The 24,998-nt window shown below is 68.4% G+C and carries 20 protein-coding genes and 3 tRNA genes; 9 read left to right on the forward strand and 14 right to left on the reverse strand.

Features of this window, described 5'->3' with window-relative positions:
- Nucleotides 1-32 precede the first annotated feature (32 nt).
- The 4 genes from ACQPYZ_RS03330 (at nucleotide 33) to ACQPYZ_RS03345 (ending at nucleotide 5,703) form a co-directional block, all read left to right on the forward strand.
- Complete coding sequence (locus ACQPYZ_RS03330; RefSeq protein ID WP_433165066.1) at nucleotides 33-1,457, forward strand: MFS transporter; 1,425 nt, start codon at nucleotides 33-35, stop codon at nucleotides 1,455-1,457.
- 109 nt (nucleotides 1,458-1,566) lie between these two features.
- Nucleotides 1,567-2,670, forward strand: a complete 1,104-nt coding sequence (locus ACQPYZ_RS03335; protein ID WP_433165068.1) for a serine hydrolase domain-containing protein — start codon at nucleotides 1,567-1,569, stop codon at nucleotides 2,668-2,670.
- Between the two features lie 207 nt (nucleotides 2,671-2,877).
- The gene (gene helR, locus ACQPYZ_RS03340) at nucleotides 2,878-5,028 is read left to right on the forward strand and encodes an RNA polymerase recycling motor ATPase HelR (RefSeq protein WP_433165070.1); all 2,151 of its coding nucleotides are present in this window, start codon (nucleotides 2,878-2,880) and stop codon (nucleotides 5,026-5,028) included.
- 96 nt (nucleotides 5,029-5,124) lie between these two features.
- Complete coding sequence (locus tag ACQPYZ_RS03345; protein ID WP_433165072.1) at nucleotides 5,125-5,703, forward strand: dihydrofolate reductase family protein; 579 nt, start codon at nucleotides 5,125-5,127, stop codon at nucleotides 5,701-5,703.
- Here ACQPYZ_RS03345 and ACQPYZ_RS03350 read toward each other — a convergent pair.
- From ACQPYZ_RS03350 to ACQPYZ_RS03365, 4 genes are all read right to left on the reverse strand, one after another.
- A complete protein-coding gene (locus ACQPYZ_RS03350) occupies nucleotides 5,693-6,532 on the reverse strand; it encodes a helix-turn-helix domain-containing protein (protein ID WP_433165073.1) in 840 nt (279 codons plus the stop codon). The two genes, ACQPYZ_RS03345 and ACQPYZ_RS03350, sit on opposite strands and share 11 nt — an antisense overlap.
- A 276-nt stretch (nucleotides 6,533-6,808) precedes the next feature.
- Nucleotides 6,809-6,881 (reverse strand) — tRNA-Phe (locus ACQPYZ_RS03355).
- Between the two features lie 42 nt (nucleotides 6,882-6,923).
- Nucleotides 6,924-7,000 (reverse strand) — tRNA-Asp (locus ACQPYZ_RS03360).
- A gap of 59 nt (nucleotides 7,001-7,059) precedes the next feature.
- A tRNA-Glu gene (locus ACQPYZ_RS03365) sits at nucleotides 7,060-7,132 on the reverse strand.
- Between the two features lie 194 nt (nucleotides 7,133-7,326).
- On the opposite strand from ACQPYZ_RS03365, the gene ACQPYZ_RS03370 reads away from it, so the two are divergent.
- Nucleotides 7,327-7,677 (forward strand): metallopeptidase family protein, encoded by a 351-nt coding sequence (locus ACQPYZ_RS03370; RefSeq protein WP_433165075.1) that lies wholly within the window; start codon nucleotides 7,327-7,329, stop codon nucleotides 7,675-7,677.
- Nucleotide 7,678: 1 nt separating this feature from the next.
- On the opposite strand, the gene ACQPYZ_RS03375 is transcribed toward ACQPYZ_RS03370, so the two are convergent.
- Nucleotides 7,679-8,407 (reverse strand): polyprenol monophosphomannose synthase, encoded by a 729-nt coding sequence (locus tag ACQPYZ_RS03375; RefSeq protein ID WP_433165077.1) that lies wholly within the window; start codon nucleotides 8,405-8,407, stop codon nucleotides 7,679-7,681.
- A 109-nt stretch (nucleotides 8,408-8,516) separates the two neighbouring features.
- Here ACQPYZ_RS03375 and ACQPYZ_RS03380 point away from each other — a divergent pair, with 109 nt between their 5' ends.
- The gene (locus ACQPYZ_RS03380) at nucleotides 8,517-9,872 is read left to right on the forward strand and encodes an FGGY-family carbohydrate kinase (RefSeq protein ID WP_433165079.1); all 1,356 of its coding nucleotides are present in this window, start codon (nucleotides 8,517-8,519) and stop codon (nucleotides 9,870-9,872) included.
- Nucleotides 9,869-10,711: an aldolase gene (locus ACQPYZ_RS03385; RefSeq protein WP_433165081.1), complete on the forward strand. Its 843-nt coding sequence runs from the start codon at nucleotides 9,869-9,871 to the stop codon at nucleotides 10,709-10,711. Before ACQPYZ_RS03380 ends, ACQPYZ_RS03385 begins: the two co-directional genes overlap by 4 nt.
- A gap of 33 nt (nucleotides 10,712-10,744) precedes the next feature.
- Here ACQPYZ_RS03385 and ACQPYZ_RS03390 read toward each other — a convergent pair whose 3' ends face one another.
- Entirely contained in the window at nucleotides 10,745-11,728 is a 984-nt protein-coding gene (locus tag ACQPYZ_RS03390) for a hypothetical protein (RefSeq protein ID WP_433165083.1), read from the reverse strand.
- Between ACQPYZ_RS03390 and ACQPYZ_RS03395 the strand changes: the two genes are divergently transcribed.
- Nucleotides 11,727-12,761 (forward strand): hypothetical protein, encoded by a 1,035-nt coding sequence (locus ACQPYZ_RS03395; protein WP_433165084.1) that lies wholly within the window; start codon nucleotides 11,727-11,729, stop codon nucleotides 12,759-12,761. The genes ACQPYZ_RS03390 and ACQPYZ_RS03395 overlap by 2 nt on opposite strands.
- Nucleotides 12,758-13,441: a DUF6308 family protein gene (locus ACQPYZ_RS03400; protein WP_433165086.1), complete on the forward strand. Its 684-nt coding sequence runs from the start codon at nucleotides 12,758-12,760 to the stop codon at nucleotides 13,439-13,441. Before ACQPYZ_RS03395 ends, ACQPYZ_RS03400 begins: the two co-directional genes overlap by 4 nt.
- Before the next feature lie 496 nt (nucleotides 13,442-13,937).
- Here the strand turns inward: ACQPYZ_RS03400 and ACQPYZ_RS03405 are convergent, their stop codons facing one another.
- The 8 genes from ACQPYZ_RS03405 to ACQPYZ_RS03440 form a co-directional block, all read right to left on the reverse strand.
- Nucleotides 13,938-16,469, reverse strand: coding sequence for a glycoside hydrolase family 2 protein (locus tag ACQPYZ_RS03405; RefSeq protein WP_433165087.1), 2,532 nt, complete (start codon nucleotides 16,467-16,469; stop codon nucleotides 13,938-13,940).
- Between the two features lies 1 nt (nucleotide 16,470).
- Nucleotides 16,471-18,930 carry an alpha-mannosidase gene (locus ACQPYZ_RS03410; RefSeq protein ID WP_433165089.1) on the reverse strand — a complete coding sequence of 820 codons (2,460 nt, stop codon included), beginning with the start codon at nucleotides 18,928-18,930 and terminating at the stop codon, nucleotides 16,471-16,473.
- The gene (locus tag ACQPYZ_RS03415; RefSeq protein WP_433165091.1) at nucleotides 18,927-19,523 is read right to left on the reverse strand and encodes a D-sedoheptulose-7-phosphate isomerase; all 597 of its coding nucleotides are present in this window, start codon (nucleotides 19,521-19,523) and stop codon (nucleotides 18,927-18,929) included. Before ACQPYZ_RS03415 ends, ACQPYZ_RS03410 begins: the two co-directional genes overlap by 4 nt.
- Nucleotides 19,520-20,476, reverse strand: a complete 957-nt coding sequence (locus ACQPYZ_RS03420) for an ROK family protein (protein WP_433165093.1) — start codon at nucleotides 20,474-20,476, stop codon at nucleotides 19,520-19,522. The genes ACQPYZ_RS03415 and ACQPYZ_RS03420 overlap by 4 nt, the downstream gene beginning before the upstream one ends.
- A 2-nt stretch (nucleotides 20,477-20,478) precedes the next feature.
- The gene (locus tag ACQPYZ_RS03425; protein ID WP_433165095.1) at nucleotides 20,479-21,411 is read right to left on the reverse strand and encodes a carbohydrate ABC transporter permease; all 933 of its coding nucleotides are present in this window, start codon (nucleotides 21,409-21,411) and stop codon (nucleotides 20,479-20,481) included.
- A 3-nt stretch (nucleotides 21,412-21,414) separates the two neighbouring features.
- Nucleotides 21,415-22,383: a carbohydrate ABC transporter permease gene (locus ACQPYZ_RS03430; RefSeq protein ID WP_433165097.1), complete on the reverse strand. Its 969-nt coding sequence runs from the start codon at nucleotides 22,381-22,383 to the stop codon at nucleotides 21,415-21,417.
- 4 nt (nucleotides 22,384-22,387) lie between these two features.
- Nucleotides 22,388-23,755 (reverse strand): extracellular solute-binding protein, encoded by a 1,368-nt coding sequence (locus ACQPYZ_RS03435; protein WP_433165099.1) that lies wholly within the window; start codon nucleotides 23,753-23,755, stop codon nucleotides 22,388-22,390.
- A gap of 173 nt (nucleotides 23,756-23,928) precedes the next feature.
- Nucleotides 23,929-24,993 (reverse strand): LacI family DNA-binding transcriptional regulator, encoded by a 1,065-nt coding sequence (locus ACQPYZ_RS03440; RefSeq protein ID WP_433165101.1) that lies wholly within the window; start codon nucleotides 24,991-24,993, stop codon nucleotides 23,929-23,931.
- Between the last annotated feature and the right edge of the window lie 5 nt (nucleotides 24,994-24,998).

Consider the following 24,998-nt stretch of genomic DNA (forward strand, 5'->3'; position numbering starts at 1 on the left):
TACATACAACGTAGACTCTTCGTGAGGTCATCATGCGACGTAGTCCCTGGGCCACCCTGGCGGTGCTGGCCCTCGCGCAGTTCATCGTGGTGCTGGACGTGACGATCGTGAACGTCGCGCTGCCGGACATCCAGGCCGACCTGAACTTCTCCGCCGACTCCCTGCAGTGGGTGATCAACGCCTACACCCTGCTCTTCGGCGGCTTCCTGTTGCTCGGCGGCCGGATGGCCGACCTGCTCGGGGCCCGCCGGGTGTTCGTGGCCGGGCTGCTGCTGTTCGGTGTCACCTCGCTGGTGGCCGGGCTGTCCAACTCACCGGAGTTCCTGATCGGTGCGCGCGCCGTCCAGGGTCTCGGTGGTGCGCTGCTGTCGCCGGCGGCGCTGGCGATCCTCACGATGACGTTCGCGCACGGGCGGGAGCGCAACATCGCGATGGGCGTGTGGGGTGGACTCGCGGGCCTCGGTGGCACGCTCGGCGTGGTGCTCGGCGGCGTACTGGTCGATTCACTCAGTTGGCAGTGGATCTTCTTCGTCAACGTGCCGATCGTGCTTGCGCTGGTCGCAGTGATCCCGGTGTTCGTTCGCGACGTACGGCACGCGGCTGATCGTCGTACGTTCGACACTCTGGGCGCTGTGCTCGCGACGGCCGGGCTGATGGCAGTGGTGTACGGCGTGGTGCGGTCGGAGCCCTCCGGATGGGGATCCGCCGAGGTGGTCGGCGTACTGGTGGCCGGAGTGGTGCTGTTGGCTGCGTTCGTCCTGGTGGAGCGGCGGTCTGCGGCTCCGCTGGTGCCGTTGCGGCTGTTCCGATCGCGTGCGTTGAGTGTTTCGAGTGGAGCGCTGGCACTGAACGGTGCTGCGTTCCTGTCGATGTTCTTCTTGACTGCGATCTACCTGCAGCAGGTGCGTGGGGACAGTGCGCTCGAGGCGGGTGTGCACTTCCTGCCGATGGGTGGTGCGGCGATCGTCGGGGCGGTGCTGGCTTCGCAGCTGGTGCAGCGGGTCGGCACTCGTACGGTCCAGCTCGCGGGTGCTGTGTTGAGTGTGACCGGGCTTCTCCTGCTGTCGCAGGCTGACGCGACCGGAAGCTACACGGCCGAGTTGCTGCCGGGGTTGGTCGTGTTCGGCTTCGGAATCCTCGGCGTCGGCGTACCCGGTCAGATCACTGCGGTGTCCGAGGTGCAGCCTGCTGAAGCTGGTGCGGCGTCCGGTGTGGTCAACGCGATGTACCAGGTGGGCGGTGCACTCGGGCTGGCGATCGTCACCACGCTCTCCATCACGCACACCACGCACGAGCTCACCCGCGGCGCCACGCAGGAGCACGCCCTGGTTGCCGGCTACGAACGCGGCCTACTGGTCGCCGCGCTCTTCGCGGTGGCCAACGTGATCCTCACGCTCGCGTCTCCTCAGCTCCAGCCCACCTCCGAACAACTGGCCGAGGCCACCGCCGCGGCGTGACCCCTTTCGCTTCCCCTACAGGGTTTTCCGGGTGGGCGGAGGGCGATCCCCGATCTCTTGGCGGGGTTCGTTCGGAAGGCTGGCCTTCTGACTCGACAGGAGGCTGGGGATGAAGCGAGTGCTTCGGGTGTTGGTTGCAGTGACGACGGTGGGCGCGGTGATCGCGGCGCCGGCGACGGCTGTTGCCGGGCGGGATCCGTCCGGGTTGCAGAAGCAGTTGGACGGGGTCGTCGCCGGCAGTGCGGTGGGCGCGTTGGCGGAGGTGCGCACCGGGCATTCCCGGTGGCGCGGGACCAGCGGGGTCGCCGAGCGGGAGACGACGCGGCCCGTCCCGGTCGACGGCAGGTTCCGGGCCGGGAGTATTACCAAGACGTTCGTCGCCACCGTCGTACTGCAACTCGTCGGGGCGGGCGAACTCCGGCTGGACGACCCGGTGGAGAAGTGGCTGCCGGGCGTCGTACCGAACGGCGAGAACATCACCGTGCGCCATCTGCTCAACCACACCAGCGGTTTGGCCGACTACAAGAAGACTCTGCCGATGCCGCCGTCGCCGGAATTCTTCGCCAATCGGTGGCGGACCTGGACGGCTGACGAATTCATCCAGCGCGCCGTCGCCCAGCCGCCGGTCCACGAAACCCCGGGCAAGGTCTTCGACTACTCGAACACGAACTACATCCTGCTCGGCGAGATCATCGAGAAGATCACCGGCGAGACGTACGCCGACGAGATCGAGCGGCGCCTGATCAAGCCGCTCCACCTGCGCGGCACCGAGATGCCGGGGACGTCTCCGCGGATCCGCGGCCCGCATCCGCGCGGTTACGTTCCCGCGGACCGGACCGGTGAGAACTTCGTCGACTTCACCGAGCTGAACCCGTCGCTCTTCGGCGCCGGCGGCGAACTGATCTCGACCACCGCCGACCTCAACCGCTTCATGAGCGCGCTCCTCACCGGGCGCCTGCTTCGGCCGCACCTGCTCGCCGAGATGAAGAAGCCGGGCGTCCCCGGCGGCGACTACGGCCTCGGCCTGACCTGGCGGGACCTGTCCTGCGGCCTGCGCGTGTACGGCAACGACGGCGACGCTCTCGCCTACCACTCGTGGTCGTTCGTCACGCCGGACGCCCGGCGCCAGGCCTCGGTCGCGCTGACGCCCAACTTCGACGGTGACAGCGACGACTACATCGACGGCTTCCTCGACGAGGCCTTCTGTCCCTGACGGGATTCGCAGTCGGCCGCCCGGTGCCCCCGGACGGCCGATTGTTGCCGTGGGCCTCTTCCGGGCAGGGGTTCGGGCAAAAGAAATGGCAAGGAGTATCTCCTTGCCATGTCTAACTTATAGCGTATGGGGGGACTTGCCGCAAGGCCCAGGTGGTGGCGCACAATCGTCGGCCGTAGAGCACATCGATGGATTGAGAGTCACTGAATGCCGATGATCTCGAGTGCGTTCAACCTTCCCGAGAACCTCGCCGCCAAGGCCGATCCGGCGCTGATCGCCGGTGACGAGAAGCACTTCGCGGCGATCGCGGAGAGCCTCGAGCAGACGATCGCCGAGCTGACCGACCGGCTCGACGCGACCCGCAAGGCGCCTGGCGGCACCGGCCAGGCTGCGCTCGACCGCGACCTGGAAGTCCACCGGTTGACCTCCCGGCTGCGGGCGCTGAAGCGCTTCGGTCTCGACCTGTGCCTCGGCCACATGGTCAGTGAGGACGACCACGAGGCCGTGTACGTCGGCCGCCTCGGCCTCACCGACAGCAGCGGCCGCCGGCTCCTGATCGACTGGCGTTCGCCGGCCGCCGAGCCGTTCTTCGGCGCGACCCACGCCAACCCGATGGGCCTCGCGAGCCGGCGGCGGTACCGGTGGACCCGCGGCCGGATCAGCGACTACTGGGACGAGGTGTTCACCCCGGACGGCCTCGAAGGGTACGCCGCGTCGCTCGACGACCAGTCCGCGTTCATCGCGAGCCTCGGCAGCAACCGCTCCGACCGGATGCGCGACGTACTCGGCACCATCCAGGCCGACCAGGACGCGATCATCCGGGCTGGATCGCGCGGGGCGCTCGTCGTCGATGGCGGTCCGGGCACGGGGAAGACCGTGGTCGCTCTGCACCGGACGGCGTACCTCTTGTACTCCGATCCACGGCTCGGTCGCCGGCGTGGCGGCGTACTGTTCGTGGGTCCGCACCAGCCCTATTTGGCGTACGTGTCCGACGTACTCCCGAGCCTGGGTGAGGAGGGCGTGCAGACCTGCACGTTGCGGGACCTGCTGCCGGAGGGCGCTGCGGCGCAGCCGGAGACCGATCCGGAGGTGGCTCGGCTGAAGTCGACCGCCGCCATGGTCGGGGCGATCGAGCCGGCCGTCCGGCTGTACGAGGAGCCGCCGACCAAGCCGATGGTGGTCGAGACGCACTGGTCCGAGGTCTGGCTCAGCGCGGCCGACTGGGCCGAGGCGTTCGGCTCGGTCGACGCCGGTACGCCGCACAACGAGGCGCGCGACCTGGTGTGGGAAGAACTGTTGACGATCCTGATGGACAAGCACGCGGAGGAGTACGAGGACGACGACGTCTCGGACGAGATGTTGCGCAGATCCCTTGTGCAGAACGAGGAACTGACCGATGTCTTCAGCAAGGCCTGGCCGCTGATCGAGCCGACCGACCTCGTCGGCGACCTGTGGACGGTCCCGGCGTACCTGCGGCTGTGCGCGCCTTGGCTCTCCCGCGATGAGATCAGGAGGCTGCAGCGCGAGGATCCGGAGGCCTGGACGGTGTCCGACCTGCCGCTCCTGGACGCGGCCCGGCAGCGGCTCGGTGACCCCGAGGCGTCGCGGCGGAAGCGCCGGCAGCAGGCGGTCGCGGCGACCGAGCGAGAGCGGATGGGGCAGGTTGTCGACAATCTGATCGAAGCCGGTGACGACGAGTACGCCGGCGGCCTGGTGACGATGCTCCGGGTCGAGGACTTCCACGACGCGCTGGTCGACTCCGACGCCCTGCCGACCGCGGACCCGGACCTGCTGGCCGGCCCGTTCGCTCATATCGTCGTGGACGAGGCGCAGGAGTTGACCGACGCGGAATGGCAGATGCTGTTGCTGCGCTGCCCGTCCCGCAGCTTCACCATCGTCGGCGACCGCGCCCAGGCCCGCCACGGCTTCACCGAGACCTGGTCGGAACGACTCGAACGCGTCGGGCTCGACCGGGTCAACCTGGCCTCGTTGACCATCAACTACCGCACGCCCGAGGAGGTCATGGCGGAGGCGGAGCCCGTCATCCGCGCCGTACTCCCCGACGCCAACGTCCCGGTGTCGATCCGCAGCAGCGGACTCCCTGTCCACCACGGCTCGACGTCCGAGCTGTCGTCGATTGTCGACAACTGGATCGCCGACAACCCGGACGGAATCGCCTGCGTCATCGGCGATCCGACGTACCCGGACAGCCCGCGCGTCCGCTCACTGCCACCGGAGCTCACGAAGGGCCTCGAGTTCGACCTCGTCATCCTGGTCAACCCCCAGACCTTCACCCCGGTCGACCACTACGTAGCCATCACCCGAACGACCCAACAACTGGCCATCCTCAGCGACTGACCACTTGGTGCCGTTGTCGTTTCTGTCCAAGACGGCCGACTCGCCCGCGATCTAGCGTGGGCCCAGCAACTCTTCCGAGCATGAGGAGACAACACAATGCGTGACCTGGTGTACACCGGTTTCATGTCGCTGGACGGCGTCGTGGACTCGCCCGGCGGCGGGCCGACGGAGGAGCACCGCAGCGGAGGGTGGGTGTTCAAGGACCTCGAGTTCGTCCCGGAAGCCTGGTCGCTGAAGAGCGAAGAGCTCGCCGACACCACGGCGCTGATGTTCGGCCGCCGCAGCTACGAGGCGTTCTCGCCGGTCTGGCCCACCTCGGAGGACCACGCCAGCTACAAGGAGATGCCCAAGTACGTGGTGTCGTCCACGCTGCCCGACGACGCGCTCGTCGAGGGGTGGGGGCCGACGACCATCCTGCGCACGACCGAGGACGTCGCCGCGCTCAAGGAGGGCGAAGGCGGTGCGATCTTCATCCACGGGAGCGCGGAGCTGGCCCGGCGGCTGTCGGACGCAGGACTGATCGACCAGTACAACCTGCTGGTGTTCCCCGTGCTGCTCGGTGCCGGGAAGAGCCTGTTCGGCCGGGCGGACCGGGACAAGCACATGCTGACGCTGCGGGAGTCGGAGGCCTACCCGAACGGAATCCTGAAACTGGTCTACGACGTCAAGCGCTGACCGTCGCGCCGTCGGCCCGCGGACTGCCGCGCTCCAGCTCGAGCCCAATCGCGCCGCCGGTGCCCTCGGCCCCCTCGGCCCGGTCGCGCCCGGTCGCGCCGCCGGCGCCCTCACGCAGGTCGTGCCCGGTCGCGCCGCCGGTGCCGTCGGTCAGGTCGTGCCCGGTCGCGCCGCCGGTGCCCTCGGCCAGGTCGTGCCCGGTCGCGCCGCCGGTGCCCTCGCCCAGGTCGAGGCCGATCGCGCCGCCGGTGCCCTCGCGCAGTTGCCTGACGGTGCGGCCGACGTACGCGCGCAGAGCTCGTGCCAGATGCGGCTCGTCGAAGTAGTCGAGCTTGGCAACGACGTCGGCGGCCGCGGCGCCGGTCGCCAGCAGTTCCGCTGCCGTGCGGGCCCGTTCGATCTGCCGGACCGCGCCCCGCGTCAGTCCGGTCGCGGCGCGGAACCGGCGTTCGACCGTGCGCCCCGAGACGTCCGGGCGGTGCCCCCGCAGTACGTCGGCGACGAGCGGGTCACGGACCACGATCCCGGCCCGGACGAGACGCTCGACCAGGGCCTCGGCGTCGTCGGAGCCAGGCACCGCCCACCGCGCGCCGTCCAGCCGGAACGTCCGGCGCGTGGCGTCGGGAAGCTCGATCCCGCCGTCGACAAGCGCCGGCGTCGGCACGGCCCGCAACGACGTACCCAGGGCGAAATCGATACCCGTAAAGCTCGCGCCCTCCGGCACAGGCGCCGTACTGGTCCGCGTCGCAGGCCCGGTGATCGCGGCGTACGCCTGCCCGTCCTGCTCCCAGAACACCAGCCCCCAACGCACCCCCGCCACAGACGTCATCTCAACAACCTGCTCACTAGTACAGGTCCACACGCTGTCCACCCACAACGAGTCAGACCCCCGCCCTCCAAACCGCAGCCGCATCCCTGAAGGCTACGCCGCCCCGCGCACTGATGGCCCGCCCGACCACATGGCTCTGCTCACCGCCACTCCCCAAACAGGGTGCGAAGGCAACCAATCAGCAAGACCATCGCCAGCCGAGGGTCGGGGTACGCAAGCACCGTCGAACGGTACATGAAAAGAGAATCCCTCCCCGGACACCGGAGAGGGTTGGTGTGGTCAGGGGCGGTCTCGAACCGCCGACCTTCCGCTTTTCAGGCGGACGCTCTACCAGCTGAGCTACCTGACCGGGAGAAAAAGGGCGGCGGTGTTTGACACCGCCGCCTTCTCCTGGCGACCCAGACGGGACTCGAACCCGCGACCTCCGCCGTGACAGGGCGGCACGCTAACCAACTGCGCCACTGGGCCAGATTTCTCGATGATCCTACAGCATCTTCGAGGTGGTTCTGACACCGGCCTTTCGACCGTATCCCCAACGGGATTCGAACCCGCGTTACCGCCTTGAAAGGGCAGCGTCCTAGGCCACTAGACGATGGGGACTCGGACCCGCGGGAGCCGAAGCTCCAGGGACAGCCGTAAGCATAGAGGAGTCTGGCGCTGGGTCCAAAACGAGTTCCGGGCGAGGGGCCGGCGGGTGCGCGTGGAGGCCGGTGGGGCCGCGCGGAGGTGGGTCGTACGCCGCCCCAGCAGACGGAAGGGTCGGCCGGCTGGAGGTGGGTTACTACCCTGGCTGCGTGATCGAGATGAGTCGGGCGGACTTCGAGGTGCTGGTTTCGGAGGCGCTGGACGAGGTGCCGGCGGAGTTGGCGGCGTTGATCGACAACGTGGCGATCTTCGTGGAGGACGAGCCGCCGGCGAGCGATCCACAGTTGCTCGGGATCTACGAGGGCATTCCGCTGACCGAGCGCGGGCACTACTACGGCGGCGTCCTGCCCGACCGGATCACGATCTACCGGAACCCGACGCTGGCGATCTGTGACACCGTCGAGGACGTCGTCGACGAGGTGAACATCACTGTGGTGCACGAGATCGCGCACCACTTCGGCATCGACGACGCCCGGCTCCACGAGCTGGGGTACGGGTAGGTCAGGAGCGGCGGAAGAGGAGTTTCCAGGGCATCAGGGCGGACTCGAGCTGGACCTTGAGGCTCATCTTCGATGCTCCCGCCGTCCGCTCCTCGAAGCGGATCGGGACCTCGGCGATGCGCAGGCCGCGCCGGACCGTGCGGTAGTTCATCTCGACCTGGAACGAGTACCCGTTGCTCTCGATCGTGGTGACGTCGATCCAGCGCAGCGTGTCCGCCTTCCACGCCTTGAACCCGGCGGTGGCGTCCTTGACGTGCAGCCGCAGGATCGCGTTCACGTAGAAGTTGGCCCACGCGGACAGCGCCCGGCGGTGCCAGCCCCATTCGGCGGCCGCGGAGCCGCCCTCGACGTACCGCGAGCCGATCACGACGCCGACGTCCGTGGTCCGCAGCTTCTCGACCATGATCGGGATCACCGAGGCCGGGTGGGACAGGTCGGCGTCCATCTGGATCACGATGTCGGCGCCTTCGTCCAGCGCGCGGCTGATCCCGGCGATGTACGCCCGCCCGAGGCCGTTCTTCTCGGTCCGGTGCAGTACGCCGACGGTCTCCGGCGACTTCTTCGCCAGCTCGTCGGCGACGTCGCCGGTGCCGTCGGGGGAGTTGTCGTCGACCACGAGCATCTGCAGGCCCGGGAGGTTCAGGTCGGACAGCAGCCCGGCCAGCACGGGCAGGTTCTCCCGCTCGTTGTAGGTCGGCACGACGACGACGATCTTGCTCAGCTCACCCATGACTTTCCTTCTTCGGGGACCACCGGACGCTATCGCATTCACCGGTCGAGTGCCCCGGTGACAGCCGTCCGCGCCTGCATCGTTCCAGTAACGCACTAGGGTCAAGCAGGTGACCTGGCTAGGCGTCGACGTCGGTACGACGAATCTGAAGGTGTGCCGAGTTCCGCCCGGCCGCACCGGGCAGGACGTGGTCGTCCGGTCCGTCCGTACGCCGGATGACGCTACGGAGCTGCAGGACGCCGTACGGCGACTGGTCGGCGAGCTGGCGGACGGGTACGACGTCGACGGCATCGGGATCTCCGCGATGGCCGAGACCGGCGTACCGCTCGACCGGGAGCTCCGGCCGCTGACGAAGCTCATCACGTGGCGTGACCAGCCCGGGGTGGAGCAGGCCGAGGCGTTACGGGCTGAAGTCGGCCCAGAGGAGCTGTACGCCCGCACCGGTCTCCGGCTCAGCCCCAAGCTGCCGGTGATCACCTGGCGCTGGCTCCGAGACACCGGGGTCCTGCCGCGCACCCACCTCTGGGCCGGCGCGCCCGACCTGGTCCTAGCCGCGCTGACCGGCACGTACGCGATGCACCTCACCCATGCGCAGCGTCTGGGCGTGCTGGACCTCCGCACCAGGCAGTGCGACCCCGAGCTGCTCGAGTACGGCGGCCTGGACCGCCTACCGCCCGTACTCGACCTGATGACCGTCGCCGCGACCACACCGGCCGGTGTGCCGGTGGTCCTGTGCGGCCACGACCACCTGGTCGGCGCCTGGGCCGCGGGCGTACGTGAGCCCGGCCAGGTGGCCGACTCCCTCGGTACGGCGGAGGCCGTCATCACTCCGAGTCGTGAGCTCGTGCTGGACGACGTACTGCGGCAACAGGGCATCAGCACCGGCTGGTACGTCGATGGGCGCTACGGCTGCGCGATCTCGGGTCACGGTGCGGCGGGCGGCCTGGTGGAGCAGCGGTTGGCTGCGCTCGACCGCGACTACCCGTGGCTGAACGGCGTACTGGCGGAGGATCGGCCGCCGAGCGAGCAGTTCGTCGCGCCTTATCCACAAGGGCGTCAGGCGCCGAAGCCCGATCCGCGGTCGACGTACGACGCCCAGCGGTCGGCGGACGACCCGGCTGAGGAGCTGCGGGCGCTCGTGGACGCGTTGAGCTTCCACGCGCGGTGGATGGCTGAGGAGCAGACGCGGCTGCTCGGGATTCCGTGGCGGAGCACGGTGGCGTTCGGTGGTCCCGTGCGGCTCGAGGGGTGGATGCGGCGGAAGGCGCTCGCGTCCGGCGGGCGGGGGTTCGCCGTACTGCGGGGGGAGGCGACCGCGGCCGAAGGAGCCGCGCTGATGGCGGCCGAGGTGGTGACCGGCTCGCCCATGGAGCCGTTGCCGGCAACGCCGATCCAGGTTTCTCCACAGCTTGCCGAGACGTGGGATGGCGCGTTCTGGCATCGATTCCATAAGGTGGTGTCGTGAGCCCGACACTCGATGCCCTCGCCTACCCCGACGGGACGTTCGCCATGGTCGCGATGGACCAGCGCGAGAGTCTGCGCACGATGCTCGCCGACCACGGACGGCCCGACGATCCGGAGGCGATCACCGCCTTCAAGGCCGCCGTCGCCGAACACCTTGCCCCGCTGGCCTCCGGCTTCCTGATCGACAAGGGGTACGACGCTCCGCCCCGGCCCGGGTGGATCCTCGCCGCCGACGCGCTCACACAGGAGCGCGGCGGACCGGTCACGGACACCCACTTGGACGAGTCCGTCGACCCGGACGCCGCACGTGAGGCCGGTGCGGTCGCGCTCAAGCTCCTGGTCATCTGGAAGCGCGACGACCAGCAGCAGCGCCGCGTGGAGATGGCCGCCGAGTTCGTACGGCGCTGCGCCGACGCCGGACTGCTGTCCGTGCTGGAGCCGGTCGCGCAGCCGGCGGCCGGTGAGGACCTCGATGCCGCGATCGTCGAGGCCGCCGAGGTCCTCGGCCAGGTCCGCCCCGACCTCTACAAGGCCCAGGTCCCGAGCCGCGGCCTCGGCGACCCCGATCAGATCATCAAGACCTGCGAGCAACTCACCGCCACCCTGCACGGTCCGTGGGTCGTGCTCTCCAACGGCGTGGCCCGCGACGACTTCCCCCGCGCCGTAGAGCTCGCCTGCCGGGGCGGCGCCTCCGGCACCCTCGCCGGCCGAGCCCTCTGGACCCCGGCTCTGGAAACCCCCACCCCCACCGAATCCCTCACTACAACCTGCCGCTCCCGCCTGAAACTCATCGCCGAAATAGTCCACAAACACGCCCGCCCGTGGCGCGAATGCGGTTAATAGCGCTCCAGCAGGAGAACTTCACAGCACTCATCAGCCGATCTCACGCCTTGCCACCTCGACCCAGGGCCCGAACGCTACTCCGATCACACCAGCAGCGCTCTCTGGTGCGCTTGCTGTTGCCTTGTGCTTGTACAGAAGGCTGAGGACCGTGTTCGGGTCGTCGTCAAGGAGCGAGAGAGGGAGTACCGCGCCGAGTCGGTTCGCCACGTCCTGCTTGCAGCGATCACAGTAAATAAGCAGTCGCCCAGTCTGTGTCGACAGGTTATAGCGGGCGACGACAAGCCAGTCGGCCAGTCCTCCGCAGCGCGAGCATGTCCGGCGCCTCGAGGTCGGAGCAGCGTCGTCGGCCATAGTGTCGTCGGCAGCCTGCGCCGTCTGCCATCGACGCGGCACGGCCTTCCAATGTGTCCAGTGGCGGCTGGTGGGCCGCCCGTCGCCATCGCAGCGTTGTACGGCGTACCGCAAGCCAGGGTCGTCAATGGCTAGGAACCGTGTGCGCCCGTCGGGACGGGTCCACTCGGGCCAGTCTGTGATCTTCAACCCAGCACTTGGCTGTGGACCTGCGAGAAAGAGATGGACGTCGAATCGGTTCCGAAGTTCTCCAGCGAAGATTGAGTCGAGACGCATGACCTTTCTCTTCAGTTGCGTGTTGCTCCACCCGGTGAAGCCCTTGGCTTCGATCAGGATCAGGTGCGCACAGCCATCCGGGCCTTCCCATGCGACGATGAGGTCCACATCCTCCGGTGATGCCGCCAACTCTCCCTTCGACGGCCAGGGCTGGGGAAGGCTGTCGTCTTCAGCAAGAGTCGCTTGGACCGCGGCGTACAGCCAATCCAGCGTGTAGTCCATCGCGACGAAAGCATCCGCCGGTGGTTCAATCCCAACGGCACGAGAAATTGCGGAGCGCAGCGCACCCCCGACACGAAACGGCTCCCCTGCAACCCACTGCAGGAGGAGCCCGCGCTCGTGGCTGTCGAACCGCCGGAGATTGCCCACGAAGCTGGATGAAGTCATGACAACACCGCCCGCGTCGTTTTGTAATGCCTGCTCATCTTTGCACGATGTAGGGCTTGACCGTCAGAGGAAGGACGCTGAATTGCCTGCGACGAACCGCCTTGTCGACTTTCGAGCCCCGTATGTGCCGCAGGATCGAGGCCTGGAGCTGCGGGCTAGTGCTCTGGCCTTGATTGGGCAGATCCTGAGCATGAAGGGTGTCGACAGCAGGCACCAGCGGGAGTTGTTGTCGATCGGATTATGGAAGTGGACCGAGGCTCCCGGGATCACTCCCTATCCGAAGTACAACGTTCGGTACGTGAGTCGTGGAGTTCGTGGCGAGGACGTCGCGAAGATCAACCATGAACATGTCTGGCCACGTAAATGGATGATCGACCGCCTGCGGGCACAGGACTGGACCGTCACCGAGTTGGAGACGTTCCTCGACACGCATGGCGTTGCCTGCGTGGTGACGACCGAGGAACACGCTCGGCTCGGAGCGGCGTCAGGGCAGGGCTGGCAGCGATACGACCGCGCCAACATCGACGTCTGGGACCGCCAGCTTGGCCGGTGGGCGGAGCTCCACGCGGTCTCGGTCGATGTGCCACCCGAGTTGGCGGCCGAGCCGGAGGCTGAGGACGCCGAAGCTGACGTGGTGCCCACCGCAGGTGTCGATCTGCAGCAGGTACTGCGAGAGCGCGCCGGCAAGCACGCATTCGTTCTGGGCGAGCTTGCCCGGTGGACCGACGTCGAAGGTGCAGTGGCCGTGGTTGGCGGCACGCGAGATCCGCAACAGCCGGTCGGTGCATACTTCCGCATCCATGACACGGAGATCGAGGAGCCGACCCCGGCGGCTGCTTATGCGCACTGGAACGGGCGCGTCTCGTTCCGCCTCGTCGGCGCCAACCTCCCGGCTGGGACCAAGGTCGACGGCGTCAAGGTCGTTTCCCACCAACGGTACGGAGTCGAGTGTCGTGTTTCTGACGACAGAACGCTTGAGCTCGCCAAGGAACTCCTGTTCCTCGCCTTAGAGAAGCTGCGGGGTGAACTGTGACTGCGAAGCCGGCGATGGTGCGAGTCGGGCGCCTCAAGATCCCGCTGCAGTCCGCCGTTGAGTGGGTGCGCGACTACACCGACGCCGACCGGAACGCGGCCGGGCCCAGGCCATACGCCTATCCGGCGTACGACGAGTTCGATTGGGAGAACAATCTACCGGCGCGACTCAGTGATGCGGATCTGCTCGCCCCAGTGCTTCTGAATGTGGGGCTGTCGATCCGGGCGTTCTATGGACTGCGGCGGATCCGAGACAGGCTCGAGCACGGGCTGGCGAATCCGGACCTGCGGCGCCCGCTCGCGGAGATCGAAGATCAGCAGCAGATCTCCAGGATGGTCGAGCCTCTGTACGGCTTGCTGGACGATCCGGAGACGAAGCCGTGGGGTGTTGCGGGGACCACCTTGTCGAAGATCCTGCACCGGAAGGCGCCTCACGCCCTTGTGCTACATGATCGGTGGGTACGCGCCTGCTACGTCGGTGATGGCGGCCCAGTCCCGTCCGCACGCAATCGGTCGTGGGCCGACTACATGACCGCGATGACTGCGGCCATAGGGCAGGACATCCGCAGTCAGGGAGCCGCGTTCACCCAGCTCGACGCAGCCACCGGGAGACCCGGCCAGCTCAGTCATGTGCGACTGCTGGATCTTGTGGCCTGGAAGTCGAAGGGCGCCGCTGGCTAGACCTGCGAGCCGTCGTCACCAGTTGATGGATGGGAGCGTCAGGGCCTTCTCGGTGGCGAGGAGGAGTTGGCCTAGGGGCCAGGTGTGGGAGAGGGTGAGGAGGGCGCTGGGTGGGCCGAAGCAGTGGGTTTGGCAAAAGCGTTCGGTGAGCATGGCCTCGGCGGGCGTTGAAGTCGCCGTCGTGGCGAGCGATGAGCTGGCGAGCGAAGCGGAGATATGTGGCCGCGAGCACGTAGCACTGGTCGCCGGTCCAGGTGGAGAGGGTTGCCGGTTCGGTGGTGCAGATCCGGCCGTAGGTGTGTGTGCAGGTGCTGGTTGGACGGGCTGGCGGTGTCGGCACCTCGGGTGCGGGAGTTGTAGGCGCCGAGGATGGTCTACGTGGAGGAGCTCACGTCGTACCTGTAGCGGAAGGTGCGCGTCCAGTCGGCGGCTAGCCGGGCGAGCTCGAGCCAGCGTCGATCTTGTTCGATCCTGTACAGGGACACGTAGGCGACGTTCACCTGCATGGGATCAGCCATTCGACGGGGTGGAGGTTCAGGCCGTCGACCACCACCAGGCCGGCGCCGGACCACTGGAGCTCGATGGTGCGTTCTTCGCCGGGGAGGAGGACGAAGCCGCTGTCGGAGAGGATGAGCCAACCGGGGGCGTCGGATGGGCGGCCGTCGCGGATCCGGACGAACGGCGCGACCGGGCCGTCCCGATGCCGGACGACTAACGAATCCCCGTGCATCACAACCTCGATTCCAGGCAGTTCGCCCGGAAGGTGCGCCAGGTCGGCACCGGCGCTCGTGCGGGGACCCAGGAGGCTTCCGAGGTGGTGATCTCCGGTGAGGACGTAGCGCCGTTCGGCGTGCACTTCCCCGGCCTGCAGATGTACGTCGACCACGAAAGGCCCGGGCGGCGTCGGGGCTCGTAGCGGCCCGAGCATTGTTGCCTCAGGCCCAATCTTGACGTCCTTCACGATGATCACGGCCAGCTCCTCGCCGTGCCAGCTGATCAGGCGCGCCGTGATTGTCGCTGGGCCTGACCAGTGCTCGGCCAGTGCCCACAGCGGTAGGGTCACCTCGGGATGGCCGGCCCAGCTCTGGCGCGTGCACACTGCACCGACGAGCACCGGACGGTACGCCGCCGCGACGCCGAAGTACGCCGGTTTCGGCTCGCCCGCGTGCGTGATCACCGAGGTGCACCAGGCGTTCGGATAGGGCTCGTTGAACTGCCACGGCAGTGTCCCGACACAGCGTGGCCAGCGCCGGCGATGCGCCTCGACGGCGTACGCGAGCCCGTCGCGCTGCAGGAACTGGCTCGCCAGGCCGAGAGTGTCGAGGTCCTCGATGCGGTTGCCGAAGCAGGCCTGGACGAGCGACTCGTTGTTCCACCAGCGGCCGAGGTGGTCCCACACCGGCCGGCCGCGCGTCGGCAGGCGACGGTCGGGTTCGGGTACGACGTGCGCCAGCGTCCGCGGCATCGTCATCCCCTCGACGCCGAACTCGCTCAGCAGGTGAGCCGTCCCCGCGTCGTACAACGCGTAGTGGTCACGCAGACCCTGATGCTCCCACGGGCCGTGTACGTCGTGCTGGTCGTCAGGCGCCTGCCGGATCAGGTCGAGCCGGTTGAGGAACGCCGGGCCGGTCGGCGATGTGGACAACCACAGCCGCCCGGGGTCCAGCCGCCGTACGACGTCCGCGAGAGCCGCGAGCACCGGCGTGCGATCGTCGAGCGGCTCACCTTCGCCGGCCTGCAACTCGTTGCCACCACCCCAGATCGCCAGCGAGGGGTGATGGCGCAACCGCGGCACGATCTCCTCCGCCTGGGCCCGCATCATCGCGACGAACTCCTCGTCGGCGGCCGGCGTCGACTCGATCCCCGAGCTCGACTGCGAGAACTCCTGCCACACCAGCAGCCCGCGCCGATCGCACTCGGCGTAGAACTCGGGTGTCTCGATCAACCCGCCGCCCCACACCCGCAGCAGGTTCACGCCCGCGGCGACCGCGAGGTCCAGCAGGTCGGCGAGCCGCTCCGGCCGGGGTACGCCGTAGCTGAGGTCGATCGGCACCCAGTTCCATCCTTTGGCGAAGATCCGCCGCCCGTTGACCGAGATGCCGTACGGCGCCGCGTCGGATGCAGCACCGTCGGCCCGATGGAAACCCAGCGTCCGCAGCCCGACGTCCAGCTCCCGACGATCGCTCACCACTCCGTCGACCTGGGCGACGACGGAGAGCCGATAGAGATACGGGTCGCCGGATCCGTTCGGCCACCACAACCGTGGATCGGGAACCACCAGCGAACGATTGCCGGTAGCAACTACCTCGCCGTCGGCAGCCGTCAGTGTCAGCGACACCGACGCGTCGGCGTCGAGACCCACGCCGACGGTCACCACAGCGCTGTCGGTGTCCACAGCCAAGTCGGCGTCCACAGCCAAGTCGATGCCCACGGACACGGACACGTCGGTGATCCGCGCCGGCCCGGTGACCTCGACGTACACGGACTGCCAGATGCCTTGATGCACCAGCCGCGGGCAGAAGTCCCAGCCGTACGTCATCCGCGCCTTGTGCACGCGCACCTTCGGGGTGAACCCGACCTGCGGTTCACTCACCGGAGCCGGCTCGACGACCACCACCAGGACGTGATCCCGCGACCCGGTCAGCAGCGAGGTCACCTCGAAGCGTCCGTGGACGAACATGCCGTCGACCCGCCCCAGCTCCTGACCGTCCAGGAACACGATCCCGCTGTGATCGACCCCGTCCAGACACAGCCACGCCCGTTGACCGGTCGCGGGCGGATCCAGCGTGAACTCGTGCCGATACGCCCAGTGCCGATCCGAGACCCATTCGATCGCCCGCGTGTTCAGGCCGACGTACGGATCCGGTACGGCGCCCGCACGCCACAGATCGTCGACGACGCTGCCCGGGACCCGCGCCGGCATCCAGGCATCGGGCTCACGCAGCGGGCCCCACACGCGATGGTGTCGCCACTCGTCACCGAGAAACCCTCGGACCTGCCAGCCGGACTCGTCGAGCAGGATCCGCACGTCACTGACCCAGTGGCGGCGGCTTCGCCGGGTCCCACTCGAGCAGGTCGACCTCGACCGGCGCCACGTCCGCGGACGCCGGCAGCTGCAAGGTCTTCACCTCGTGCGGCCCGAACGCCGTCTCGAACGAGCGGCCCAGGAACGGCAGCTCGACCCGGACCGAGGCCGCACGTCCGCTCGTTTCGTAGCCGCGCAGGACCACAGTGCCGTTGTCGTCCTCGCCGCGCTTGAGCACCGAGAAGATGACGTCGTCCGACCCGCTCATCGTCAGGTACGACTGCGAGACCGGCAGCGGCCCGTCGTGGAAGCACTCGATCAGGGGCGTCACCGGCTGGTTCAGCTCCGAGGCTCGGCGGACGACGCCCGCCGTACGCCAGTCGCCGCCGTGCGGCTGCAGCCGATAGGTGAACCGCTGGATGCCCTGGTCGAGGTACTCGTAGACGCCGTCGTCGTCGAGGCGGCGCGGATCGTGCCACGCGTAGACCGGCGAGCGTACGACGGTCATCGCGAGCACCGGCTTGCCGGCCTTCGAGCCGTCGACCGCGAACGAATACTTCCCGTCGTTCAGCACCGCGACGCCGCCGCCGGTGCCCGAGATGTCCACCCACGCGTGCGACGGCACCTCCTCGCGGTTCTGCTCGCGGACCAGGTGGCCGTACGGGATCTCGTGGGTCGCCACCGACTTCTTCACCGCGAACGGGAAGCACAGCTTGAGCGCCTTCAGCTGCTCCCGCCAGTCGACCGTGACCCGGACCTCGACCGCGTCCGACTCCGCGTCGAGCACGAACTCCTCGATCAGCTTCGACTCGCCGTACGCCGATTCGACCCGGACCAGCTGGCGCACCGGCCCGTCCGCGAGCCGGCGGACCCGGGTCACCTCGAAGGCGCCGGACGTGTTCCACAGCGACCGTACGCCGTGGCTCCAGGTGTCGGTGTCGTCGTCGATCACCTGGGCGTGGGCGACCCCGGAGGCCGCCAGGTTCGGCCCGTCGGCCAGCCCAAGCGTCCGCAGCCAACCCGTCTTCGGGTCGATCTCGGCCCGCACGACGCCGTTGTCCAGGACCAGGTCACCCGTGGGCTCACCCAGGTGGTACGACGACGCGTCACCCGGACGCATCGTGTAGAGCTGATATCCCAGCGGCGGCACCTTCGCCGTGAAGGCGACGCGCCGGCGCCCGTTGGCGGTCGCGGCCGACCGGATCTCCTGGACGTCGAGCAGCGGACCGTCGAGCCCTTCGGACAACGCGATCGCCCCTCGCAGCGGCGCCGGGTACCCGAGCTCGAGCTCGACTGTGGCGGTCACCGGCCACGCGTGCGGGTTGAACACGGCGACCGGAACCATCGCCGTCTCGGCCGGGATGTCGATCTGCCGCGCGATCGACTGGATCGACCGGTTCGCCAGCCGGGCCGCGATCGACTTCGCCTCACCGAGCTGGTCGCGGGCGTCCTCGTACGCCGGCTCGATCGCGGTGCCGGCCGCGATGTCGTGGAACTGGTTGAACAGCACCTGCTTCCAGGCGTGCCCGAGCTCGACGGTGGCGTCCGGCGTGCCGCTGACCACGGCCGCGATCGTCGTCCACTTCTCCGCCGCGAGCAGCGCCTGCTCGGCCAGCCGGTTCTGCCGCTTCACGCCGGAGTGTGCGGCGTAGCAGCCGATCGCGTGCGGCTGCAGCTCGGTCGGGTGCACCGGGATGCCGTCGAAGGTGCGTGCCTCGTCGAAGAACCGGCGCATTGTGGAGGGAAACATCTCAGGGAACAGGTCGCGCCGGGCGAGCTGCTGGATCGACTCGATGTTCTCGATCGTCGGGCCGCCGCCGTGGTTGCCGACGCCGTAGAACACCATCAACGGCTCCGTTGTCACCGGCAACTGCTGCAGCGCCTTGGTGACGTGGCCGGAGATCTCGCCGCGGGGCGAGCAGTACTCGTGCGGGATGCGGTACGCGAGCACGCGCGAGCCGTCCGCCGACTCCCACCAGAACTTCTGGCCGGGCAGCTCCCGCTCGTGGGCCTGCGGCCGGAGGAACGCGTACGAGTCGAGCCGGGCCTTGCTGAGCAGCTGGGGCAGCGTCGCGTTGTGGCCGAACGGGTCGACGTTGCAGCCGACGGTCGCGATCACGCGCAGGTGCTCGGCGAGCCAGCGCTGCGAGTACAGCGCGTGCCGGACGAACGCCTCACCGCCGGGGATGTTGCAGTCCGGCTCGACCCACCAGCCGCCGACGATCTCGAACCGGCCCTCGGCGACCCGCTTGCGGATCCGCTCGAACAGGCCGGGATCGTGCTCGGCGATCCAGGTGAAGTAGGCGACCGAGTCCGCGGTGAAGACGTAGTCCGGATACTCGTCCATCCGGTCGAGCGCCGACCGGAACGTTGCCCGGACCTCCTGGTATCCCTCCTGCCACTGCCAGAGCCACACCGCATCGATGTGAGCATTACCGATCATGTGCAGTGGACCGCGACTCACGAAGTCTCCTCTGTCGATGATGCCCAGCGGTCGACGAGTTCGCTGACCAGGTGCAGGGCGAGGACGTGCATCTCCTGGATCCGGGCCGTCTCCTCGGCCGGTACGACGACTGCCAGGTCGGCCGCGGCCGCGAGGTCCTTGCCCCGGGTCGAGGTGAAGGCGACCGAGCAGGCGCCGTTGGCCCGCGCCGCTGCGAGCCCTTTCACCACCGTAGGCGAAGTACCTGACGTGCTGAAACCCACCACCATGTCCTGTGGACGGGCCAGCGCGGTCACCTGCCGCGCGAACACGTCGTCGTACGAGTAGTCGTTCGCGATGCAGCTGACCACCGAGGCGTCGCCGATGAGCGCGACCGCGGGGAGCGGGCGCCGTTCGCGCAGGTAGCGGCCGATCAGCTCGCCGGCCAGGTGCTGGGCGTCGGCGGCCGACCCGCCGTTGCCGTACGTGTACAGCACCCCGCCGGCGGCGAGCCGCCGGATCAGTTCGTCGGCGACGGCCTGCACCTGGGGCAACTGTTCACGCATCGCCGCGGTCACCTCGGCATGCCGCTCCAGTTGCCCGTCCAGCAGGCCGTCCACAAAGAGGTCGGTCATGAGACGTCCAAACGATCGAAGGCGATCGCCGCGGCACCCAGCACCCCGACCGCATCGCCGTGCCTGCTGAGGACCACGTCGCACGCTGCGGCCGCCGGCGGCATCGCCTGCCGCAACGCGCCCTCGCGCACCGGCACCAGCAACTGGTCACCGGACCTGGTCACGCCACCACCCAGCACGACGAGCTCCGGCTCGCACACGTTGATCAGTACGGCGACCATCCGGCCGAGCATCGCGGTCGTCTCGTCCCAGACCTCACGGGCAACCACGTCACCGGCCTGTGCCTGCTCGACGACCTCCTTGGCGGTGATCACCGGCAACTCGGCGAGCCGTGAGTCCGGCCGGGTCGCGACGACCTCGGCTGCTCGGCGGGCGATCGACGTACCCGAGACGTAGGCCTCAGCGCAGCCGCGGGCACCGCAGCCGCACTGTCGTCCCTGCCAGTCGACCACCACGTGCCCGAGCTCGCCGCCCTGAAGGGCCGCACCGCGGAACAGCTTGCCATCGGCAACGACACCGCCGCCGAACCCGGTCGAGACGGTGAGGTACACCAGGCTCTGTACGCCCCAGTCACCCCAGCGGTACTCGCCGAGGGCGGCCGCGGTCGCATCGTTCTCCACCGAGGTCGGCAGGCCGAACCGGTCGGCCACCAGACTGCCGAGCGGAACGTTGTCCCACCCCGGCAGGCCAGGCGGGCCGAGGATCACACCGGTCCGTGGATCCAGCGGTCCACCACAGCCGACGCCCACCGCCACCGGCTCCGCGCCGGACTCGGTGAGCGCCTGCTCGCCGAGCTCGAGCAGGCGTTTGACGACGGCCGCCGGCCCCTCGTCGACGGCGGTCTCGATCTGGCAGAACGACCGTACGGTCCCGTCCGCGGCGACGACGCCGGCCGCGAGCTTGGTGCCGCCGACGTCCAGCGCGAGCACGGGCGGCAGGTCAGGGGAAGGCACGCTCAGCCCTTCTGCGCGGTCGTCGCCACGCCGTCGAGGATGTACCGCTGGCCGAAGGCGAACAGGATGATCATCGGCACCACGGCGATCACGCTGGCGGCCACCGCGAGCTCCCACTCGTAGTGGCCCGAGAGGGCGAAGGCGTCGATGATCTGCTTCAGGCCGCGCGGCATCGTGAAGTACTCCGGGGTCTGCAGGTAGATCAGGGGTTTCATCAGGTCCGACCAGCTCGCCTTGAACTCGAAGACGAACACGATCACCAGGGCCGGCTTGCAGAGCGGGAACGCGACCCGCCGGAACATGCCGAAGTACCCGCAGCCGTCCACCCGGGCCGCCTCGAACAGCTCCCGTGGGATGCCGAGGAAGAACTGCCGCAGCAGGAAAACGTAGAACGCCGAGCCGAACAGGTTCTGCGCCCAGAGCGGGATCTGGGTGTCGATCATGCCGAGCTGGTTCCAGATCAGGTACACCGGGATCATCGTCACCGCGCCCGGCAGCATCATCGTCGACAGCAGTACGCCGAACAGCAGGTTCCGCCCGCGGAAGCGGAAGTAGGCGAAGCCGAAGGCGACCAGGGCACTCGACAACGTGACCGCCGCGGCGGCCATGAAGCCGACGGTCAGCGAGTTGGTCAGCCAGCGCATGACCGGAGCCGTGTCCCAGATGCGGACGTAGTTCTCCGGCTGGAAGACCTCCGGGATGAGCCGGTTGTCGAACACCTGCGACCGCGGTTTCAGTGAGGCGGAGACGAGCCAGACCAGCGGATAGCAGAACGCGAAGGTCGCCAGCGTCAGGAAGAACAGGAACGGCAACCGGCGCAGGCTGAAGGTGGACGGCTTCGTCGAGGCCGGCTGCTGCGAAGGACCCGGGGACGCCACGGCGACGGCGGCCGCGGGTGCGCTCGACGGGGTCGGAGTGGTCGGTGGAGTCGCCATGGTTCACCGCTCCCCGTGGTAGTAGACGTAGCGGTTGCCGACCCGGAACTGTATGAAGGTGATCAGCAGGATGATCACGAACAGCAGCCAGGCCATCGCCGAGGCGAAGCCCATCTTGAAGAACTGGAAGGCGTTCTGGAACAGGTAGACCATGTAGACCAGCGACTCCTCCGACGCCGCGGCCTTCTGCTGCGGGCCGTAGAACATCGTGTACGCCTGGTCGAACATCTGCATCGCCGCGATCGTGTTGGTGATCACGGTGAAGAACAGCGCCCCGGAGATCATCGGGATGGTGATCCGGAACAGCCGCGTCACCGGCCCGGCGCCGTCCAGCTCGGCCGCCTCGTACAGCTGCTTGGGTACGCCGTTCAGCGCGGCCAGGTAGATCACCACCGTGCCGCCGAGCGTCCACAGGCTGACGATCGCCAGCGACGGTTTCAGCCAGGCCGGATCGGTGGTCCAGTTCGGCCCGTTGATGCCGACCCAGCCGAGCACCTTGTTCACCAGGCCCTGCTGACCGTTCAGCAGCAGCAGGAACATCGCCGCCGCGGCCACCGCCGGCGTCATCTCCGGCAGGTAGAACGCCGTCCGGAAGAACCCGCCGGCCCGGCCGACGCGCTGCAGCATCATCGCCAGGACCAGCGCGAAGACCGTGCCGAGGGGGACGAACATGGCCGCGTAGATGAACGTGTTGCTGAGCGACTTGAGCACTCGTGGGTCGTCGAACAGCTCGCGGTAGTTCTCCAGCCCGACCGCCCGCGGGGCCTGGATCATCTGGTAGTCGGTGAACGACAGCACCAGGCTGGCGATCATCGGCCCGGCGGTGAAGATCAGGAACCCGATCACCCACGGCGAGACGAACAGCCAGCCGGCCCGGTCCTCCTGCTTCGCGAGCGGGCTCCGCGGTGGCCGGCGCCGGCGGACAGGCTCGGCCTGCCCGCCGGTCACCGGACGGTCGACGGTCGTCGTCATCGAATCAGCCCTGGCTGACCTTGTCGAAGGCGGTCTTGGCCTCGGCCTGGGCCTGGTCGAGGGCCGCCTGTGGGGTCACCGTGCCTCCCAGCGCCTTGCCGACCGCGTTCTTCCAGGCGGCGTCGATCTCCGCGCCGGCCGCCGACGGGTTCAGCGACTTGGCCTTGTCGAGCGCGGAGTAGTAGATCTCGATCGCCTGGTCGAACCCGGCGTCACCGGTGGGCTTCAGGTACTTCGCCTTGATCTCCTCGTCGGCCTTCTTGTTCCCGGTGAACAGGCCGGTGAAGAAGCTCTTGTCCTTGGCGACGGTCTGCATCCGGGCCTCGGCGGCCTTGTGCCAGGTCTCCAGCGAGGTCATCGTCTTGGCCCACTTGCAGGCGGCGTCCATGTTCTTCGCGCCCTTCGGGACCACCCAGGCCGAGCCGCCGAGGGTGCTGATCTGCTCACCCTGGCGGTTCGTGAACGGCGTCGCGGCGAGCTCCAGCCCGTACTTGCGGGCGTCCCGCAGCACGTTCACGTACCAGTTCTCGATCGGCATCACGGCCAGCTGGTCCTTGGTGAACTGGTTCTGCTCACCGAAGACGTCGAAGGTGTCGCGGAAGGTCTTGAAGTTCGACCAGCCGCCCTGGTTCTTGACCAGCTTGATCGCGTAGTCCAGCGCCTCGACCGCCTTCGGGTCGTTCAGGTTCGGCTCGCCGCCGGGTTTGACCAGCTCGGCGCCGTTGGCCATCGCCCAGATCGGGAAGAAGTCCGGCATCCGCGGGTCGTAGCCGATCCGGGCGGGCCGGCCGGCCTTCGCCTTGTAGAGCTTCGTGGCCGTCTGCTCGAGCTTGTCCCAGTCGGTGGTCTGGATGTCCTCCACCGCCACCCCGGCGGACTTCAGCGCCTTGCCGCTGATCAGGTTGGCCGTGACCGTGTAGAACTCCGGGATGCCGTAGGTCTTGTCCTTGAGCTTGACCTCGTTCATCGCGGCCTCGCGGTACTGGCCGGTGTCGATCTCGTTGTCCTTGATGCAGTCGTCGAGCGGCTGGATCGCGCCCTTGGCGGCGTACGTGCCGATCAGGTTGCGAGCCATGTAGGCGACGTCCGGCGGGTTGCCGCTGGAGACGGCGGTGAGGAACTGCTGGGCGTCGAGATCGCCCTTGTTGTTCTTCACCGTGACGGTCGGGTACGCCGCCTTGAAGGCCGCGATCCGGGACTGGGCCACCTCGTCCTCGCCGCTGAAACCCATGATGTTCAGGGTGCCCGACGGGGTCGAGTCGGCGGAGCTCTGGTCGCTTCCGCCGGAGTCTTCGTTGTTCCCGACGCCGGCGCAGGCCGTGAGTGCCAGTGCGCTCGCGGCCAGCACTACGGGAAGGCGCAGGTGCTTCATTGCAGGTGCTCCTAACTCGACAGGGGACGAGCGGCCGGAATGTGGTATCGATGCCACATTCGGTTGCAGGCACGGTATGTGTGACTTTCTGCCGTCGTCAAGACGTAGACCGGAAGGTTGTGGACAACGATCCGGTTGCGCCCCGCCCGGTGCCCAGCCGGAAACCCGCCTGGTCAGGCGTGCGGAGCGGGCCCGGTGGAGCCGCGGACGATCAGCCGGGCCGGCACCCGGACGATCCGGCGCCGGGCGGGCAGCTCGCCGCGGATCCGGGCCAGCAGCAGCCGGGCGCAGCTGCGGCCCAGCTCGACCGTGTGCTGGTCGACCGTGGTCAGGGCCGGCTGCACCAGCGACATCCACGGCACGTCGTCGTACGCCGCCAGGCTGAGCTGCCGGGGGATCCGCAGCCGCCGGTCCTTCAGCTCGGCCAGGGCGCCCTGGGCGAGCACGTTGTTGGCCGAGATGATCGCGGTCACCTCGTGCTCGTTGAGCAGTGTGCGGGTGGTCTCCCGGGCGGCGTCGGCGTCGAAGCTGGTGTAGGCGATCAGGTCCTCGTCGAGATCGACGAAGTTGTCCTGGTGCGCGGCCCGGAACCCGGCCAGCCGGCCGGCACCGGTGGACCACTTGGTCTCGTCGATCAGCAGACCGATCCGGGTGTGGCCGAGGCCGATCAGGTGGTCGGTCAGCTCGCGGGCGCCCGCCTTGTTGTCACTCATCACGACGTCGCCGTTGGACCGGCCGAGCTCACGGTCCGCGCACACCACGTGGACGCCGTTCTCCCGCAGGACCCGCGGGCACTTGGCCGTGACCGGGGTGACGATCACGCCGGGCACCCGCATCGCCAGCAGCGTCTCGGCGGCCCGCATCTCCTCCGCCGGGTCGCCGTTGTCGTTCACGAGCACCATCTGGTACTCCGCCGCCCGCAACTCCTCCTCGATCCCCGCGGCCAGGTCGGCGTAGAAGGGGTTGCGCAGGTCGGAGATGAGCACGCCGATCGACGTCGACGTCCGGCTGCGCAGGTTGCGGGCGTTGTGGTCGAGCACGTACCCGATCCGCTCCGCGGCCGCACGCACCCGCGCCCGTACGTCGGGCGACGCGTAACCACGGGTGTGCAGGGCACGCGACACCGTCGACGGCGAGACACCGGCCTCACGGGCCACGTCCTGCACCGTCGGACGTCGTACAGACGACTGTGCCGGCTGCGACACCGTCCTTGCCGCCTGCTGCCCCCGTGGACTCATGGCCC

The organism is Kribbella sp. CA-247076 (genome assembly GCF_050942445.1).
GTDB lineage: Bacteria > Actinomycetota > Actinomycetes > Propionibacteriales > Kribbellaceae > Kribbella.

Bases quoted from the DNA above. Each gene is read 5' to 3' on its own strand.
- ACQPYZ_RS03425 (WP_433165095.1), bottom strand. From the start codon at position 21,411: ATGGCGACTCCACCGACCACTCCGACCCCGTCGAGCGCACCCGCGGCC.
- ACQPYZ_RS03440 (WP_433165101.1), bottom strand. From the start codon at position 24,993: ATGAGTCCACGGGGGCAGCAGGCGGCAAGGACGGTGTCGCAGCCGGCA.
- ACQPYZ_RS03345 (WP_433165072.1), top strand. From the start codon at position 5,125: ATGCGTGACCTGGTGTACACCGGTTTCATGTCGCTGGACGGCGTCGTG.
- helR (WP_433165070.1), top strand. From the start codon at position 2,878: ATGCCGATGATCTCGAGTGCGTTCAACCTTCCCGAGAACCTCGCCGCC.
- ACQPYZ_RS03390 (WP_433165083.1), bottom strand. From the start codon at position 11,728: ATGACTTCATCCAGCTTCGTGGGCAATCTCCGGCGGTTCGACAGCCAC.
- ACQPYZ_RS03335 (WP_433165068.1), top strand. From the start codon at position 1,567: ATGAAGCGAGTGCTTCGGGTGTTGGTTGCAGTGACGACGGTGGGCGCG.
- ACQPYZ_RS03430 (WP_433165097.1), bottom strand. From the start codon at position 22,383: ATGACGACGACCGTCGACCGTCCGGTGACCGGCGGGCAGGCCGAGCCT.
- ACQPYZ_RS03330 (WP_433165066.1), top strand. From the start codon at position 33: ATGCGACGTAGTCCCTGGGCCACCCTGGCGGTGCTGGCCCTCGCGCAG.
- ACQPYZ_RS03415 (WP_433165091.1), bottom strand. From the start codon at position 19,523: ATGACCGACCTCTTTGTGGACGGCCTGCTGGACGGGCAACTGGAGCGG.
- ACQPYZ_RS03395 (WP_433165084.1), top strand. From the start codon at position 11,727: ATGACAACACCGCCCGCGTCGTTTTGTAATGCCTGCTCATCTTTGCAC.
- ACQPYZ_RS03375 (WP_433165077.1), bottom strand. From the start codon at position 8,407: ATGGGTGAGCTGAGCAAGATCGTCGTCGTCGTGCCGACCTACAACGAG.
- ACQPYZ_RS03350 (WP_433165073.1), bottom strand. From the start codon at position 6,532: ATGACGTCTGTGGCGGGGGTGCGTTGGGGGCTGGTGTTCTGGGAGCAG.
- ACQPYZ_RS03435 (WP_433165099.1), bottom strand. From the start codon at position 23,755: ATGAAGCACCTGCGCCTTCCCGTAGTGCTGGCCGCGAGCGCACTGGCA.